The organism is Pseudomonas sp. NFACC08-1 (assembly GCF_900106735.1).
Classification (GTDB): Bacteria; Pseudomonadota; Gammaproteobacteria; order Pseudomonadales; family Pseudomonadaceae; genus Aquipseudomonas; species Aquipseudomonas fluorescens_Q.
Genome location: NZ_FNNL01000003.1, coordinates 40,901 through 56,798 on the forward strand (window position 1 = coordinate 40,901; position 15,898 = coordinate 56,798).

The window sequence follows — 15,898 nt, forward strand, 5'->3', positions numbered from 1 at the left end:
GCTGCTGGGGGTCCATAGGGAAGTGATCAGTTTGCCCGATTTGTTGCGTCCATTGTATTCGTTGAACCCTGTTCTAAGCTCACAGTCGTATCGTCACTGGTACGTCCGTACAGCGCAAAGGAGTCTGCATGGCTGGTCCCCGAATCAAACTGGTAGTCGGCTTGGGCCTCTGTGTGCTGCTGGCCGGATGCGGCGATGAAAAGCCTGTGGAAAAAGCCCTGCCGCGGGTTTTCGTGCAGCAAGCCGTGCCCAGCGAATACGCCGCTTCGGTGACCTTGACCGGCGATGTCCAGGCGCGGGTGCAGGCTGATCTGTCGTTTCGCGTGGGTGGCAAGATCATCGAGCGCAAGGTCGATGTCGGCGCCCGGGTTTCGGCCCGGCAAGTGCTGGCCCGGCTCGATCCTCGGGACCTGCAGACCAACGTCGACTCCGCAGCGGCCCAGGTGGCCGCCGAGCAGGCGCGGGTCAAGCAGAGTGCGGCGGCCTTCGTGCGCCAGCAGAAACTCTTGCCCAAGGGCTACACCAGCCAGAGCGAATACGACGCCGCCCAGGCTCAACTGCGCAGCAGCCAGAGTGCGCTGACCGCCGCCCAGGCCCAACTGGCCAACGCCCGCGAACAACTGAGCTACACCGCACTGATTGCCGAGGCCCCGGGCATCATCACCGCGCGCCAGGCGGAAGTCGGCCAGGTGGTGCAGGCGACGGAGCCGATCTTCAGCCTGGCCCGGGATGGCGAACGCGACGCAGTGTTCAACATCTACGAGTCGCTGTTGAGCGAACCGCCATCGGACCCTGCGATCACCATCAGTCTGCTGGATAACCCCGCCATCAAGACCACTGGCACGGTGCGCGAGATCACCCCGGCGGTGTCTGCCCAGACCGGCACCGTGCAGGTCAAGGTCACCCTTGATGATCTGCCCGAAGGCATGCGCCTGGGCTCGGTGGTCAGTGCCACGGCCAAGTCCGCCGGCAAGACCGCCTTCGAGCTGCCCTGGTCGGCCTTGACCAAGAACCTCAGTGAGCCGGCCGTGTGGCTGGTGGACAGCGAGGGCAAGGCGCAGTTGCAAACGGTGACCGTCGGCCGCTACCTGACCGGCAAAGTCATCGTCAGTGATGGCCTCAAGGGCGGTGAGAAAATCATCATAGCGGGCGGGCAATTGCTACACCCCGGCGTACGCGTCGAGATCGCTGAAAACACCTCTGGAAAAACCACGCCGGGAGTCCAGCCATGAAGGGTTTATGGATGGTCTCGGTCGGCCTCTTGCTGGCCGCCTGCTCCCAGGAAGAAGCGCCACCCGAACCGGTGCGCCCAGTGTTGTCAATTGAAGTCAGGGCCCTCGACCAGCAGGCGCTTGGGCGGTTCGCCGGGAATATCCAGGCCCGCTACGAGAGCAACGTGGGTTTCCGCGTGCCAGGACGGATCGCCAGCCGCAATGTCGACGTCGGCGCTGAAGTGAAGAAGGGCGACCTGCTTGCCACGCTCGACCCTACCGACCAGCAGAACCAATTGCGCGCCGCCCAGGGCGATCTGGCGCGGATCGAGGCGCAGTACATCAATGCCCAGGCCAATGCCCGCCGCCAGCAGCAATTGTTCGACCGTGGCGTCGGTGCCCAGGCGCAACTGGACATCGCCCAGACCGACTTGAAAACTACCGGCGCGTCCCTTGAACAGGCCCGGGCTTCGGTGGAGCAGGCCCGCGACCAGCTCAACTACAGCGAACTGCACACCGACCACGACGCCGTCGTCACGGCCTGGAATGCCGAAGCCGGGCAGGTGGTCACCGCCGGCCAGCAAGTGGTGACCCTGGCCCGCCCGGACATCAAGGAGGCAGTGATCGACCTGCCGGCCGATCTCGTCGACCGGCTGCCCGCGGACGTGGTGTTCGAAGTCACCGCGCAAATGGACCCGAGCATCCACACCACCGCCACCGTGCGCGAGATCGAACCCCAGGCCCAGAGCGCCACCCGTACCCGCCGCGCGCGCCTGACATTGGCCGATACACCACCAGGTTTTCGCCTGGGCACGGCCATCAGCGTGACCCTGAGCTCGACGATCGAACCGCGCATCGAGCTGCCACTAAGCGCGTTGCAAGAGATCGACGGCAAGGCGCGGATCTGGCTGGTCGACCCCCACAGCCAGACCGTCTCACCCCGTGACGTGCGGATTCTCGAACGTTCGGCCAGTTCGGTGCTGGTGGCCAACGGCATCAAGGCCGGCGATCGCGTGGTCAGCGCCGGGGTGAATAGTCTCCAGCCGGGGCAGAAAGTGAAACTCGACGAGGATGCACGATGAAAGGGCCTTTCAATCTGTCCGAATGGGCCCTGCGGCATCAGTCGTTCGTCTGGTACCTGATGTTCGTGGCGTTGTTGATGGGCGTGTTTTCGTACATGAACCTGGGGCGCGAAGAAGACCCCTCGTTCACGATCAAGACCATGGTCATCCAGACCCGTTGGCCTGGCGCGACCCAGGAAGAAACCCTCAGGCAGGTCACCGACCGCATCGAGAAGAAGCTCGAAGAGCTTGATTCCCTCGACTACGTCAAAAGCTACACCCGACCGGGAGAATCGACGGTGTTCGTGTACCTGCTCGACACCACCGCAGCCAAGGAAATTCCCGAGATCTGGTACCAGGTGCGCAAGAAGATCAACGACATTCGCGGCGATTTTCCTGACGGCCTGCAAGGACCCGGGTTCAACGACGAGTTCGGCGATGTCTACGGTTCGGTGTACGCCTTCACTGGCGACGGCCTGTCGATGCGCCAGTTGCGCGACTACGTGGAACAGGTGCGCGCCGAGATCCGTGACGTCCCGGGCCTGGGCAAGGTCGAGATGGTGGGCGAGCAGGACGAAGTGCTCTACCTGAACTTCTCCACGCGCAAACTTGCCGCGCTGGGGATCGACCAGCGCGAGGTCGTGCAGAGCCTGCAAACCCAGAACGCCGTGACCCCGGCCGGGGTGATCGATGCCGGGCCCGAGCGGATTTCCGTGCGCACGTCCGGGCAGTTCCAATCCGAAAAAGACCTGGCCAACGTCAACCTGCGGCTCAATGACCGCTTCTATCGGCTGGCCGACATCGCCGACATCAGCCGCGGTTACGTTGACCCTGCCACGCCGATGTTCCGTTTCAACGGTACACCGGCCATCGGCCTCGCCATCGCAATGAAGAAGGGCGGCAACATCCAGGATTTCGGCAAGGCGCTGCATGCGCGCATGAGCGAGCTGACCGCTGACCTGCCGGTGGGCGTTGGCGTGCATACCGTGTCGGACCAGGCCGAAGTGGTGGAAGAGGCGGTCGGCGGCTTCACCAGTGCCTTGTTCGAGGCGGTGATCATCGTCCTGGTCGTCAGCTTCGTCAGCCTCGGCGTCAGGGCCGGACTGGTGGTGGCCTGCTCGATTCCGCTGGTACTGGCGATGGTCTTCCTGTTCATGGAATACAGCGGCATCACCATGCAGCGGATTTCCCTCGGTGCGTTGATCATCGCCCTCGGCCTGCTGGTGGACGACGCGATGATCACCGTGGAAATGATGGTCACGCGCCTGGAAAAAGGCGACAGCAAGGACCAGGCCGCGACGTTCGCCTATACCTCGACGGCATTCCCGATGCTCACCGGGACCCTGGTGACCGTGGCCGGTTTCGTGCCCATCGGCCTGAACGCCAGTTCTGCGGGTGAGTACACCTTCACCCTGTTCGCGGTCATCGCGGTGGCGATGCTGGTGTCATGGATCGTCGCGGTGTTATTTGCCCCGGTGATCGGCGTGCACATCCTCAGCACCAACGTAAAACCCCACAGCGCCGAGCCGGGGCGGATCGGCCGGGCGTTCAACGGTGGCCTGTTGTGGGCGATGCGCAATCGCTGGTGGGCCATCGGCATCACCGTGTTGTTGTTCGTGCTGTCGGTGTTTTGCATGCGTTTCGTGCAGAACCAGTTCTTCCCGTCCTCGGACCGGCCGGAAATCCTGGTGGACCTCAACCTGCCGCAAAACGCCTCGATGGACGAGACCCGCCGGGCGGTCGATCGCCTGGAAGCGACCCTCAAGGGCGACCCGGATATCGAGCGCTGGAGCACCTACATCGGCGAAGGTGCGATTCGCTTTTACCTGCCGCTGGATCAGCAACTGCAGAACCCGTACTACGCGCAACTGGTGATTGTCAGCAAAGGCCTGGAGTCGCGCACGGCCCTCACCGAGCGCCTGCAAAAGCGTCTGCGTGAGGATTTCGTCGGGATTGGCAGCTACGTGCAAGCCCTGGAAATGGGCCCGCCAGTGGGCCGGCCGATTCAGTACCGGGTCAGCGGCAAGGACATCGACCAGGTGCGCAAGCATGCGATCGAGCTGGCCACCGAGCTGGACAAGAACTCGCATATTGGCGAAATCATTTACGACTGGAACGAACCGGGCAAGGTGCTGCGCATCGACATCGCCCAGGACAAGGCGCGGCAGTTGGGCTTGTCTTCCGAAGATGTGGCCAGGCTGATGAACAGTATCGTCAGTGGCTCGCCAGTGACCCAGGTCAACGACGATATCTACCTGATCGATGTGGTGGGTCGCGCTGAAGATGCCGAGCGCGGTTCGCCGGAAACCCTGCAGAACCTGCAAATCGTCACCCCGGGCGGCACCTCGATTCCGTTGCTGGCGTTCGCCACGGTGCGCTATGAACTGGAACAGCCCTTGGTGTGGCGTCGTGACCGCAAGCCCACCATCACCATCAAGGCTGCCGTGCGCGACGAGATCCAACCCACCGACCTGGTCAAGCAACTGCAACCGGCCATCGACAAATTCGCCGCCGGCCTGCCTGTGGGCTACAAGGTCGCCACGGGCGGTACGGTGGAAGAGAGCAGCAAGGCCCAAGGGCCGATCGCCAGTGTCGTGCCGTTGATGCTGTTCTTGATGGCGACTTTCCTGATGATTCAGTTGCACAGCGTGCAGAAGCTGTTCCTGGTGGCGAGCGTCGCGCCCCTCGGATTGATCGGCGTGGTGCTGGCGCTGGTGCCGACGGGCACGCCCATGGGCTTTGTGGCGATCCTCGGGATCCTCGCGTTGATCGGCATCATCATCCGTAACTCGGTGATCCTGGTGACCCAGATCGATGAATACGAACGTGACGGCTACGAGCCCTGGGATGCGGTGGTGGAGGCCACCGAACACCGGCGCCGGCCGATCCTGCTCACAGCCGCCGCGGCGAGCCTGGGGATGATCCCGATTGCCCGGGAAGTGTTCTGGGGGCCGATGGCTTACGCGATGATCGGAGGGATCATCATCGCCACCCTACTGACGCTGCTGTTCCTGCCGGCGCTGTATGTGGCCTGGTACAAGATCCGCGAGCCGAAGCGCGATTGATCGACGGGAGCTGGCTTTGCACTACTTCTGTGGCGAGGGAGCTTGCTCCCGCTGGGCTGCGAAGCAGCCCTATAAGCGATGAGCGCTTCGCACTCAAGCGGGAGCAAGCTCCCTCGCCACGGGTTTCTGCGGGGCTTGATCTTCAGCGAAATCCTGCGGGAGCGAGCTTGCTCGCGATGAGGCCAGCCCAGTCACCCAGGCCTTTTACTTGCGCAACAACCGCAACCCATTGAACACCACCAACAAACTCACCCCCATGTCGGCGAACACCGCCATCCACATGGTGGCGAACCCGGCGAAGGTGAATCCGAGAAAGATCGCCTTGATCACCAACGCCAAGGCAATGTTCTGTTTCAGGATGCTGGAAGTCTGCCGCGACAGACGAATGAAAGCCGGGATCTTGCGCAGATCATCGTCCATCAGCGCGACGTCGGCAGTCTCGATGGCCGTGTCGGTGCCGGCCGCCGCCATGGCGAAACCGATTTCCGAACGGGCCAGGGCCGGGGCGTCGTTGATGCCGTCGCCGACCATGCCGACGCGGTGACCCTGGGCGTACAACGCTTCAATGGCTTGCAGCTTGTCTTCGGGCAACAGGTCGCCCCGAGCCTGGTCCATGCCCACCTGCGCGGCAATCGCGTCGGCGGTGTGGGCGTTGTCGCCGGTGAGCATCAAGGTCTTGATGCCCAGGTCATGCAGTTGCCGGATGGCTTCGCGGCTGGAGTCCTTCACGGTGTCGGCCACGGCAAACAGCGCCAAGGGACCTGTAGCGTCGAGCAGCAGCACGACGGACTTGCCTTGTTTTTCCAGGGCGAAGAGTTTCTCTTCCAGTTCGGGGGAGCACAGGCCGAGGTCTTCCACGAGGCGGTGATTGCCCAGGTGATAAGTCTGCCCGCCGATGTCGCCGCGCACGCCGCGCCCGGCAAGCGCCTCGAAGTTATCCACAACCTGCTGTGCCAGATGCTTATCCACAGCCGCGTTGGCAATCGCCCGGGAAACCGGGTGATCGGAGCGGGCGGCGAGGCTGGCGGCCAGGGCTGGAGCGGTGGTTTCCACGCTCGGGTCCAGCGCCACATAGTCGGTTTGCACCGGCTTGCCGTGGGTGAGCGTGCCGGTCTTGTCCAGGGCCAGGTAGTCGAGCTTGTAGCCACCTTCCAGGTACACGCCGCCCTTGACCAGGATGCCTTTGCGCGCAGCGGCAGCGAGGCCGCTGACGATGGTCACGGGGGTGGATATCACCAGTGCGCACGGGCAAGCGACCACCAGCAGCACCAGCGCCCGGTAGATCCAGTCGAACCACGCCGCGCCCATGAACAGCGGTGGGATGATGGCTACAGCCAGGGCCAGGACAAACACCGCTGGGGTGTAGATTTTCGAGAACTGGTCGACGAAGCGCTGGGTCGGCGCACGGGAGCCCTGGGCCTGTTCCACGGCGTGGATGATCCGCGCCAGGGTGGAGTGATCGGCCGCCGCGGTGACGGTGTATTCCAGCTCGCCGGCCTGGTTGATGGTGCCGGCGAACACCTTGTCGCCGATGGTTTTTTCCACCGGCAGACTCTCGCCCGTGATCGGTGCCTGGTCAATGGTCGAACGACCGGCGACCACGTCGCCGTCCAGCCCAACCCTTTCGCCCGGGCGAAGCCGTATCCGCGCACCGAGGGCGATGACTTTTACGTCCTGCACCTGCCAGCTGCCATCGGCCTGTTGCACGGTGGCCTGTTGCGGGGCCATCTGCATCAAGCCGCTGATGGCGTTGCGCGCGCGGTCGAGGGATTTGGCTTCGATCAGCTCGGCCACGGTGAACAGGAACATCACCATCGCCGCTTCCGGCCATTGGCCGATCAGCACGGCGCCGGTCACGGCGATGCTCATCAGCGCGTTGATGTTCAAGTTGCGGTTCTTCAGGGCGATCCAACCCTTCTTGTAGGTACCCAGGCCGCCACTGAGGATCGACACCAACGCCACCAGCGCGACCACCCAGTTTGGCGCGGCGTTGGTGAAATGGATCAACTCGGCGCCCAGGGCTGTCACGCCGGACAGCGCCAGCGGCCACCAGGGCTTGGCCGGGGCGGGCAAGTCAGGGGAGGCTTTCTCTTTGCCCGGAGTCATCGGCTCGGCCTGCATCCCTAAGGATTCGATAGCCTTGATGATCGGCGCGTCGCTAGGCAAATCGTGGGTTACGCCCAGCACACGGTTGATCAGGTTGAAGTCCAGTCGCTGCACGCCTTCAAGCTTGCCGAGCTTGTTCTGGATCAGCGTCTGTTCGGTGGGGCAGTCCATGGCTTCGATGCGGAAACTGCTCAGCCGCGCACCGTCCGTCGGCGTTTTGCCGAGGATGACCACCGCTGGCGCCGCTTTCGAGGCGCAGCAGGAATGCCCGTGGTCATGGCCGTGGTCGGGTTTGTGGGTGTGAAGGGAATCGCTCATCGGGTGACGTCCGTGAAAAGTGCCTGTTGCGCAGTAAAGACCCTGTAGCCACTATAGGGTCAAGCACCTATTTGGGAGGCCGCATCATGAAGATCGGAGAACTGGCGAAAATCACCGACTGCCAGGTCGAAACCATCCGCTACTACGAGCGCGAAGGCTTGCTGCCGGAACCGGCCCGTAGCGACGGCAATTACCGCGTCTACACCCAGGCCCATGCCGAGCGGCTGACGTTCATCCGCAATTGCCGCACCCTGGACATGACCCTGGAAGAAATCCGCAGCCTCCTGGCCCTGCGCGACAGCCCCCAGGACCAGTGCGAAAGCGTCAACGCGCTGATCGACGAGCACATCCAACACGTCAAGGCCCGCATCGACGGCCTGCTGGCCTTGCAGACGCAACTGATCGACCTGCGCCATCGCTGTGGTGAAGGGCCGGACCTGGATCAATGCGGAATCTTGCAGCGGCTGGAGGTCAGTGGTGCGGTGGCGCCGGAGGTGGAGCATTCGCATGTGGGGCGCAGTCACGGGCATTGAAAGCCCATTGATCGCTCCCACGCTCTGCGCGGGAATGCAGCCCGGGACGCTCCGCGTCCCTGTGACGCAGAGCGTGGGAGCGATCAAGAGAGGTGGTGTGGCTCAGACCGCCATCGGCGCGGTCATCGGCGCGTGGTGCTGGTAGCCTTCGAGGGAGAAGTCGCCCGGTTCCACCAACTCCAGCCACTCAGGCTGGTACACACCAGTCTGGGCAAACGCCGGCACACGCTCGGAAATCACCAGTTTCGGCATCGGGAACGGCTCGCGCTTGAGCTGTTCGTTGAGCATGTCCAAGTGGTTTTCGTAGACGTGGGCATCGCCGATGAAATAGGTGAACCAGCGCGGCGTGTAGCCGGTCAGGCGACCGATCAGGCTCAGCAGCGCGGCGCCTTCGGTGAGGTTGAACGGCGTGCCCAGGCCCAGGTCGTTGGAGCGGATGTAGAGGGTCAGGGAAATTTCCTTGGTCTCGACATTCGGGTGGAACTGGTAGAGCAGATGGCACGGCGGCAGGGCCATTTCATCGAGCTGGGCGCAGTTCCAGCCGTGGAACAGGATGCGCCGGCTGCCCGGGTCCTTGATGATGGTGTCGACGCACTGGCGAACCTGGTCGATGGCCTTGTACAGCACCACGTAGGCCTGGCCGTTTTCTTCACCTTCGGCGATCTGCCGGTAACCCTGGGCCAGGGTCTGCTCGATGGCCGCCGGGTTGCTCAAGGGGATCTGTTTGTAGGCCGGCCATTTGCGCCATTGCACGCCGTAGATCTCGCCCAGGTCGTCTTCGCCCTGGCGGAACGGGTTGGCCAGCCACTGGGTGTTTTCGTTGGCGTTCTGGTCCCAGACCTTGCAGCCCAGGGCGCGGAATTCGGCGGCATTGTTCACGCCACGGAGAAAACCGCACATCTCGCCAATGGCCGACTTGAAAGCCATCTTGCGGGTGGTGATGGCTGGGAAACCGTCCTGCAAGTCATAGCGCAGCATGGCGCCGGGGAAGCTGATGGTGTTCACGCCGGTGCGGTTGGCCTGCTTGGTGCCGTTCTTGATGACGTGGGCCACCAGATCAAGATATTGCTTCATGGGTTACCTTGTGTCCTTGAACCCGGGGCCAGCGCCCCGGGGTTCGAATTTTAAACCTTGGCCGCGGCAGCCGGCGCTCGATGATAAGCCAGCCAGATCAGTGCCAGGCCGCCGACGATCATCGGCAGGCAGAGCACCTGGCCCATGGTCAGCCAGTTCCACGCCAGGTAGCCGAGCTGGGCGTCCGGTACGCGGACGAATTCAACGATGAAACGGAAGATCCCGTAGAACAGCGCGAACATGCCCGACACCGCCATGGTTGGCCGCGGCTTGCGCGAGAACAGCCAGAGGATCAGGAACAATGCCACGCCTTCGAGGGCAAACTGGTAAAGCTGCGACGGGTGGCGCGGCAACTGCGCCGGGTCGCTGAACGGGGGGAAGATCATCGCCCACGGCACGTCGGTCGGCTTGCCCCACAATTCGGCATTGATGAAGTTGCCGATGCGCCCGGCGCCCAGGCCGATCGGCACCATCGGCGCGACGAAGTCCATCAGCTCGAAAAACGATTTGTTGTTGCGCTTGCCGAACCACAACGCCGCCAGCATCACGCCGATGAACCCGCCGTGGAACGACATGCCACCCTTCCAGACCTCAAAGATCAGCGTCGGGTTGGCCAGGTACGCACTCAGGTCGTAGAACAGCACGTAGCCCAGGCGCCCGCCGACGATCACGCCCATGGACAGCCAGAACACCAGGTCGGAGAGCTTTTCCTTGTTCCAGGTCGGGTCGAAACGGTTGAGCCGACGCGACGCCAGCAACCAGGCGCCGCCGATGCCGATCAGGTACATCAGGCCGTACCAGTGGATTTTCAGCGGGCCGATGGCCAAGGCCACCGGATCGATCTGCGGGTAAGGCAGCATTGATATTCCTCGTAAACGTCAAAAATACCCGGGCGACGCTGCCACCTCGGGATTAAGCCAGGATTGCGTCAGAACAGAAAACTCAAGCCCACGCAGAATAGCAAGGCGGCGAACAGCCGCTTGAGCAAGCGCGGCGACAGGCGATGGGCCAGTCGCGCACCGAAGCGGGCGAAGACCATGCTGGTCAGGGCGATGCCCAGCAACGCCGGCAAATACACAAAACCGAGACTATGGGCCGGCAGCAGCGGATCGTGCCAGCCCAGAATCATGAAACTTAGTGCACTGACCACGGCGATGGGCAGTCCGCAGGCCGATGAGGTCGCGACTGCTTGCTGCATCGGCACGCTGCGCCAGGTCAGGAACGGTACGGTCAGCGAACCGCCGCCGATGCCGAAAATCGCCGAGGCCCAGCCGATCACCGTGCCGGCCAGGGTCAGTCCGGCCTTGCCCGGTACGCTGCGACTGGCGTTGGGCTTGAAATCCAGGGCCAATTGCAGAGCAACGATCAGGGCGAACACGCCGATGATCTTTTGCAGGTGCGGGCCGGAAATCGCTTCGGCGGTGATCGCGCCGAATCCGGCACCGATCAGGATGCCGACGGTCATCCAGGCGAACACCGGCCAGCGCACCGCGCCTTTGCGTTGATGCTCGCGTACGGCATTGACCGAGGTGAAGATGATCGATGCCAGCGAGGTGCCGACGGCCAGGTGCGTCAGCACCTGCGGGTCGAAGCCCTGCAGGGTGAAACTGAACACCAGCACCGGGACGATGATGATCCCGCCCCCCACGCCGAACAACCCGGCCAACACGCCGGCGCAGGCGCCGAGCAGCAGATAGAGCACAAATTCCACCAGACTCTCCCCGCCCATCCCCGAAATAAGAGCGGCATGGTAACGGATCCAGGGTCCCTGGCTCCACTGAAGGTGATGGATGTGGGGGCCATGTCTGGGTAGAGTGGGCTGAGAGCCCTGGAGATATTGGGTGGCGAACTGCTGTTGTGGCGAGGGAGCTTGCTCCCGCTGGAGGGCGAAGCCCTCCCAATAAAATCCCGCTGACTGGTCTGAAAAACTGGCCTCTGGATTTTGGGGCCACTTCGTAGCCCAGCGGGAGCAAGCTCCCTCGCCACAGAGGCTGTGTTCGGCTCTATCTTCAATGGATGGGTATTTTAAACAGGACGACCTGATGTGCCTGATCGTATTTGCCTGGCGACCCGGCCATGCCCAACCACTGATCGTGGCGGCCAACCGCGACGAATTCTACGCCCGGCCGACCTTGCCCCTTGCCCAGTGGCCTGATGCGCCCCATGTGCATGCTGGTCGCGACCTGGAGGCTGGCGGGACCTGGCTTGGCATTGGCGCCGAAGGGCGCTTTGCGGCGCTGACCAACATCCGTGATCCGGGCCAGTTGCCGGCATTCAAGTCGCGCGGCGAACTGGTGGCGCGGTTCCTGACCGGAAATCTTTCGATTACCGAGTATTTGAGCGAAATCGTGCCCCGCGCCAGCGAGTATGGTGGGTTCAACCTGTTGCTCGGCGATGGCGTCGAGCTGTGGCACCACAACGCCCGCGATACCCAGCCGCAGCGGCTGGGCGAGGGGCTCTATGGCTTGTCGAACGCGGGGTTGAACACGCCATGGCCCAAGCTGCTCAAGGCCCGCGCGGCGCTGGGCGAGGTGCTGGACGATCCGCAGCCCGAGGCACTGCTTACGCTGCTGAACGACCCGCAGCCTGCTCCGGTGGCTGAACTGCCTGATACCGGGGTGGGAGTGGCGACCGAGATGCTGCTATCGAGTGTGTTCATCGCCAGCCCGGCCTACGGGACGCGGGCGAGTACGGCACTGATTGTCCATGCCGATGGGACGCGGCAGATGGTCGAGCGCAGTTTCGGGCCCCACGGGGGGCATTTGGGGGAGGTGGAACTGCGAGTCTGAAGGATTAGCGAGGACCTGTGGCGAGGGAGCTTGCTCCCGCTCGGCTGCGAAGCAGTCGCAAGTTGGCTGACACTGCCCTTATCGCTATCACCGCAATCGGGAGTGCTTCGCACTCCAGCGGGAGCAAGCTCCCTCGCCACACACTCCAATGCTCGTCAGAGCGTCTTGTTCGAAGCCGGATTGATCATCCGCGCCAACCCAAGGTTCTTCAGCGCCAGTTGCAAGGAGCTGTGGATCACTTGCGGGTTGTCGATGGTCATCACCTCCGCGAGCAATTCCTGGGCCTTGCTGAGGTTGATCTGGCGCAGCATCCACTTCACTTTCGGCAGGTTGGTGGCGTTCATCGACAAGCTGTCGAAGCCCATCGCCATCAGCAGCACTGCGGCGGCCGGGTCGCCGGCCATTTCGCCGCAGATGCTCACTGGCTTGCCTTCGGCATGGGCGTCACGTACCACGTTCTGCAAGGCTTGCAGCACCGCCGGGTGCAGATAGTCGTACAGATCCGCGACCCGTGGGTTGTTGCGGTCCACGGCCAGCAGGTACTGGGTCAGGTCGTTGGAGCCCACCGACAGGAAGTCCACCTGTCGCGCCAATTCCTTGGTCTGGTACACCGCTGCCGGAATCTCGATCATCACGCCAATCGGCGGCATCGGCACGTCGGTGCCTTCGTCGCGCACTTCGCCCCAGGCCCGGTGGATCAGGTGCAGGGCTTCTTCCAGTTCATGGGTGCCGGAGATCATCGGCAACAGGATGCGCAGGTTGTTCAGGCCTTCGCTGGCCTTGAGCATGGCACGGGCCTGGACCAGGAAGATTTCCGGGTGGTCGAGGGTCACGCGAATCCCGCGCCAGCCGAGGAACGGGTTGTCTTCCTTGATCGGGAAGTAGGACAGGGACTTGTCGCCGCCAATGTCCAGGCTGCGCATGGTCACCGGTTGCGGGTGGAACGCGGCCAGTTGTTCGCGGTAGATCGCCAGCTGTTCCTTTTCGCTGGGGAAGCGCTGGTTGATCATGAACGGCACTTCAGTGCGGTACAGGCCCACGCCCTCGGCGCCACGTTTCTGCGCCCGGGCCACGTCGGCCAGCAGGCCGGTGTTGACCCACAGTGGCATGCGGTGGCCGTCGAGCGTCACGCACGGCAGGTCCCGCAGCGCATCCAGTCCCAGGGACAGTTGCTTTTCTTCCTCGACCACATCGGCAAACTGCTTGCGCAGCACGTCGCTGGGGTTGGTGTAGACCTCGCCGTGGTAGCCATCGACGATCATCTGGATGCCGTCGACCTTGGAGTACGGCAGGTCCACCAGGCCCATCACCGTCGGGATGCCCATGGCCCGGGCCAGGATCGCTACGTGGGAGTTGCCCGAACCCAGTACCGAGACCAGTCCCGCCAGTTTGCCTTCGGGCACTTCGCCGAGCATGGCCGGCGTCAGTTCTTCACTGACCAGGATGGTGTTGTCGGGGTAGACCAGGGTCTGCTGGCGCTCTTGCTGCAAGTAGGCCAGCAACCGGCGGCCAAGGTCCTTGACGTCCGAGGCCCGCTCGCGCAGGTAGGCGTCGTCCATCAGTTCGAAGCGGTTGACGTGGTCGGTCACCACCTGGCGCAGTGCGCCCTGGGCCCACTGGCCGGTCTTGATGACGGTGGTCACTTCGCTGCCCAGGGAGGCATCGTCGAGCATCATCAGGTAAACGTCGAACAGCGCGCGCTCTTCAGGGCGCAGCTGCGTTGCCAGCTTGGCCGACAGGGCGCGCATGTCGGCGCGTACGCCTTCGATGGCGGTCTTGAACAAGCCCAGCTCGGCGTCGATATCGGTGATGGCCTTGTCCGGCACCACGTCCAGGTCGGCGGGTGGCAACATGACCACCGCCGTACCCACCGCCGCGCCCGGTGAACCTGGCACGCCGACGAACTTGGCTTCCTGGATGCCCTTGCCCTGGCGCCCCAGGCCGCTGATCGAGCCGGTGGCCTCGGCGTGGGCGATAACGCCGGCCAGTTGCGCGCTCATGGTCACGAGGAAGGCTTCTTCACCCTCATCGAACTGGCGGCGTTCTTTTTGCTGGATGACCAACACGCCGACAACGCGGCGGTGGTGGATGATCGGTGCCCCGAGGAACGAGGCGTAGCGTTCTTCGCCGGTTTCGGCGAAGTAGCGGTAGCGCGGGTGATCCGCGGCGTTTTCGAGGTTCAGGGGTTCTTCGCGTGTGCCGACCAGACCGACCAGGCCTTCATTGGGGGCCATGCTGACTTTGCCGATGGAGCGCTTGTTCAAGCCCTCGGTGGCCATCAACACGAAACGATTGGTCTCGGGATCCAGCAGGTAGACCGAGCAGACCTGGCTGCCCATGGCCTCTTTGACACGCAATACAATAATCCCCAACGCCGCCTTGAGATCCTTGGCGGAGTTAACTTCCTGGACGATCTTGCGCAGCGTATTGAGCATGGCTCGGGGTCGAACTCCGTCGTCAGTCGCGCGTCAGCAGGCGCGGGGCAAGCTCTTTGAGAGCGCGTCGGTACACTTCGCGCTTGAATGTCACCACCTGGCCCAACGGATACCAATAGCTGACCCAGCGCCAGCCATCGAACTCCGGTTTACCGGTCAAATCCATCCGCACCCGCTGCTCGTTGGAGATCAGGCGCAGGAGAAACCATTTCTGCTTCTGGCCGATGCACAGCGGTTGGCTGTGCGTCCTGACCAGGCGTTGCGGCAAACGATAGCGCAACCAGCCGCGGGTGCAGGCGAGTATTTCGACATCTTCTCGCTCAAGCCCCACTTCTTCGTTCAACTCGCGGTACAAGGCCTCTTCCGGCGTCTCCTGGGGGTTGATCCCGCCCTGAGGAAACTGCCAGGCGTCTTGATTGATACGGCGAGCCCATAGCACCTGCCCTGCATCATTCGTAAGAATGATCCCCACATTGGGGCGGAAACCATCGGGGTCGATCACGGCAACAACCTCGCAAACGCATGTCGCCGCATTGTTCCACAAAGGTTGTGAAAGCAGCAACGAGCCCGCCTAGCTTATGTGCACTCTTGTGAAAAGTCCGTATTCTGGACGCCTTTCTTCAGATTTTTCAGCGAGTAACTGCAATGCGGCTGGCTTTATTCGACTTGGATAACACATTGCTGGGCGGCGACAGCGACCACGCGTGGGGCGATTACCTGTGCGAGCGCGGTTTCCTGGACGCTGTCACATACAAGGCACGCAACAACGCGTTCTACCAGGATTACCTGGCCGGCAAGCTCGACAACGCCGAGTACCTGAATTTTTGCCTGGAAATCCTCGGTCGTACCGAAATGGACGTGCTGGCCCAATGGCACCTGGACTACATGCGCGACTGCATCGAGCCGATCGTGTTGCCCCAGGCCATCGAATTGCTGGAAAAACACCGTGACGCTGGCGACAAGCTGGTGATCATCACCGCCACCAACCGCTTTGTCACCGGGCCGATTGCCGAGCGCCTGGGCGTCGAAACCCTGATCGCCACCGAGTGCGAGATGATCGACGGGCGCTACAGCGGGCGCAGCACGGATGTCCCGTGCTTTCGCGAGGGCAAGGTGACTCGGCTGAACCGTTGGCTGGAAGAGACCGGGCATTCGCTCGACGGCAGCTATTTCTACAGCGATTCGATGAACGACCTGGCGCTGCTGGAGGTGGTGACGCATCCGGTGGCGGTGGATCCGGATCCGAATCTTCGGGCGGAGGCCCAGAAGCGGGGTTGGCCGATAATCAGTCTGCGTGGCTGAAACA

Annotated in this window: 12 protein-coding genes; 6 read left to right on the forward strand and 6 right to left on the reverse strand. The window is 62.9% G+C overall.

The annotated features are described in order from the left end of the window. Positions 1–128: 128 nt before the first annotated feature. Genes BLU76_RS07225 through BLU76_RS07235 form a run of 3 tightly spaced genes read left to right on the forward strand, consistent with a single transcriptional unit; the run spans position 129 to position 5,337 of the window. Positions 129–1,232 (forward strand): efflux RND transporter periplasmic adaptor subunit, encoded by a 1,104-nt coding sequence (locus BLU76_RS07225; protein ID WP_092222204.1) that lies wholly within the window; start codon positions 129–131, stop codon positions 1,230–1,232. Further along, positions 1,229–2,293 carry an efflux RND transporter periplasmic adaptor subunit gene (locus BLU76_RS07230; RefSeq protein ID WP_092222206.1) on the forward strand — a complete coding sequence of 355 codons (1,065 nt, stop codon included), beginning with the start codon at positions 1,229–1,231 and terminating at the stop codon, positions 2,291–2,293. Before BLU76_RS07225 ends, BLU76_RS07230 begins: the two co-directional genes overlap by 4 nt. Continuing rightward, positions 2,290–5,337 (forward strand): efflux RND transporter permease subunit, encoded by a 3,048-nt coding sequence (locus BLU76_RS07235; protein ID WP_092222208.1) that lies wholly within the window; start codon positions 2,290–2,292, stop codon positions 5,335–5,337. The genes BLU76_RS07230 and BLU76_RS07235 overlap by 4 nt, the downstream gene beginning before the upstream one ends. A gap of 204 nt (positions 5,338–5,541) precedes the next feature. Here BLU76_RS07235 and BLU76_RS07245 read toward each other — a convergent pair whose 3' ends face one another. Beyond that, positions 5,542–7,761 carry a heavy metal translocating P-type ATPase gene (locus tag BLU76_RS07245; protein ID WP_092222210.1) on the reverse strand — a complete coding sequence of 740 codons (2,220 nt, stop codon included), beginning with the start codon at positions 7,759–7,761 and terminating at the stop codon, positions 5,542–5,544. Between the two features lie 86 nt (positions 7,762–7,847). Here BLU76_RS07245 and cadR point away from each other — a divergent pair, with 86 nt between their 5' ends. Then, on the forward strand, positions 7,848–8,294 hold the full coding sequence (gene cadR / locus BLU76_RS07250; RefSeq protein WP_003196623.1) for a Cd(II)/Pb(II)-responsive transcriptional regulator: 447 nt from the start codon (positions 7,848–7,850) through the stop codon (positions 8,292–8,294). Positions 8,295–8,396: 102 nt separating this feature from the next. Here cadR and BLU76_RS07255 read toward each other — a convergent pair whose 3' ends face one another. The 3 genes from BLU76_RS07255 to BLU76_RS07265 all read right to left on the reverse strand — a co-directional run bounded on the left by BLU76_RS07255 (position 8,397) and on the right by BLU76_RS07265 (position 11,079). After that, positions 8,397–9,368 (reverse strand): thymidylate synthase, encoded by a 972-nt coding sequence (locus BLU76_RS07255; protein WP_092222212.1) that lies wholly within the window; start codon positions 9,366–9,368, stop codon positions 8,397–8,399. A gap of 50 nt (positions 9,369–9,418) precedes the next feature. Next, positions 9,419–10,228, reverse strand: coding sequence for a prolipoprotein diacylglyceryl transferase (gene lgt, locus BLU76_RS07260; RefSeq protein WP_025211247.1), 810 nt, complete (start codon positions 10,226–10,228; stop codon positions 9,419–9,421). Positions 10,229–10,296: 68 nt separating this feature from the next. Continuing rightward, a complete protein-coding gene (locus BLU76_RS07265; protein ID WP_057450605.1) occupies positions 10,297–11,079 on the reverse strand; it encodes a sulfite exporter TauE/SafE family protein in 783 nt (260 codons plus the stop codon). A 331-nt stretch (positions 11,080–11,410) separates the two neighbouring features. Between BLU76_RS07265 and BLU76_RS07270 the strand changes: the two genes are divergently transcribed. Continuing rightward, a complete protein-coding gene (locus BLU76_RS07270) occupies positions 11,411–12,157 on the forward strand; it encodes an NRDE family protein (RefSeq protein WP_092222214.1) in 747 nt (248 codons plus the stop codon). Between the two features lie 155 nt (positions 12,158–12,312). On the opposite strand, the gene ptsP is transcribed toward BLU76_RS07270, so the two are convergent. Together ptsP and BLU76_RS07280 are read right to left on the reverse strand one after the other, a co-directional pair. Then, the gene (ptsP, locus tag BLU76_RS07275; protein ID WP_063323448.1) at positions 12,313–14,592 is read right to left on the reverse strand and encodes a phosphoenolpyruvate--protein phosphotransferase; all 2,280 of its coding nucleotides are present in this window, start codon (positions 14,590–14,592) and stop codon (positions 12,313–12,315) included. A gap of 22 nt (positions 14,593–14,614) precedes the next feature. Further along, positions 14,615–15,094 carry an RNA pyrophosphohydrolase gene (locus BLU76_RS07280; protein WP_003186867.1) on the reverse strand — a complete coding sequence of 160 codons (480 nt, stop codon included), beginning with the start codon at positions 15,092–15,094 and terminating at the stop codon, positions 14,615–14,617. A 143-nt stretch (positions 15,095–15,237) separates the two neighbouring features. Between BLU76_RS07280 and BLU76_RS07285 the strand changes: the two genes are divergently transcribed. Beyond that, positions 15,238–15,894, forward strand: a complete 657-nt coding sequence (locus BLU76_RS07285; protein WP_092222216.1) for a histidinol-phosphatase — start codon at positions 15,238–15,240, stop codon at positions 15,892–15,894. Positions 15,895–15,898: the final 4 nt, after the last annotated feature.

Coding starts and splice junctions, on each gene's coding strand:
- BLU76_RS07225 (WP_092222204.1), top strand. CDS start 129: ATGGCTGGTCCCCGAATCAAACTGGTAGTCGGCTTGGGCCTCTGTGTG.
- BLU76_RS07230 (WP_092222206.1), top strand. CDS start 1,229: ATGAAGGGTTTATGGATGGTCTCGGTCGGCCTCTTGCTGGCCGCCTGC.
- BLU76_RS07235 (WP_092222208.1), top strand. CDS start 2,290: ATGAAAGGGCCTTTCAATCTGTCCGAATGGGCCCTGCGGCATCAGTCG.
- BLU76_RS07245 (WP_092222210.1), bottom strand. CDS start 7,761: ATGAGCGATTCCCTTCACACCCACAAACCCGACCACGGCCATGACCAC.
- cadR (WP_003196623.1), top strand. CDS start 7,848: ATGAAGATCGGAGAACTGGCGAAAATCACCGACTGCCAGGTCGAAACC.
- BLU76_RS07255 (WP_092222212.1), bottom strand. CDS start 9,368: ATGAAGCAATATCTTGATCTGGTGGCCCACGTCATCAAGAACGGCACC.
- lgt (WP_025211247.1), bottom strand. CDS start 10,228: ATGCTGCCTTACCCGCAGATCGATCCGGTGGCCTTGGCCATCGGCCCG.
- BLU76_RS07270 (WP_092222214.1), top strand. CDS start 11,411: ATGTGCCTGATCGTATTTGCCTGGCGACCCGGCCATGCCCAACCACTG.
- ptsP (WP_063323448.1), bottom strand. CDS start 14,592: ATGCTCAATACGCTGCGCAAGATCGTCCAGGAAGTTAACTCCGCCAAG.
- BLU76_RS07285 (WP_092222216.1), top strand. CDS start 15,238: ATGCGGCTGGCTTTATTCGACTTGGATAACACATTGCTGGGCGGCGAC.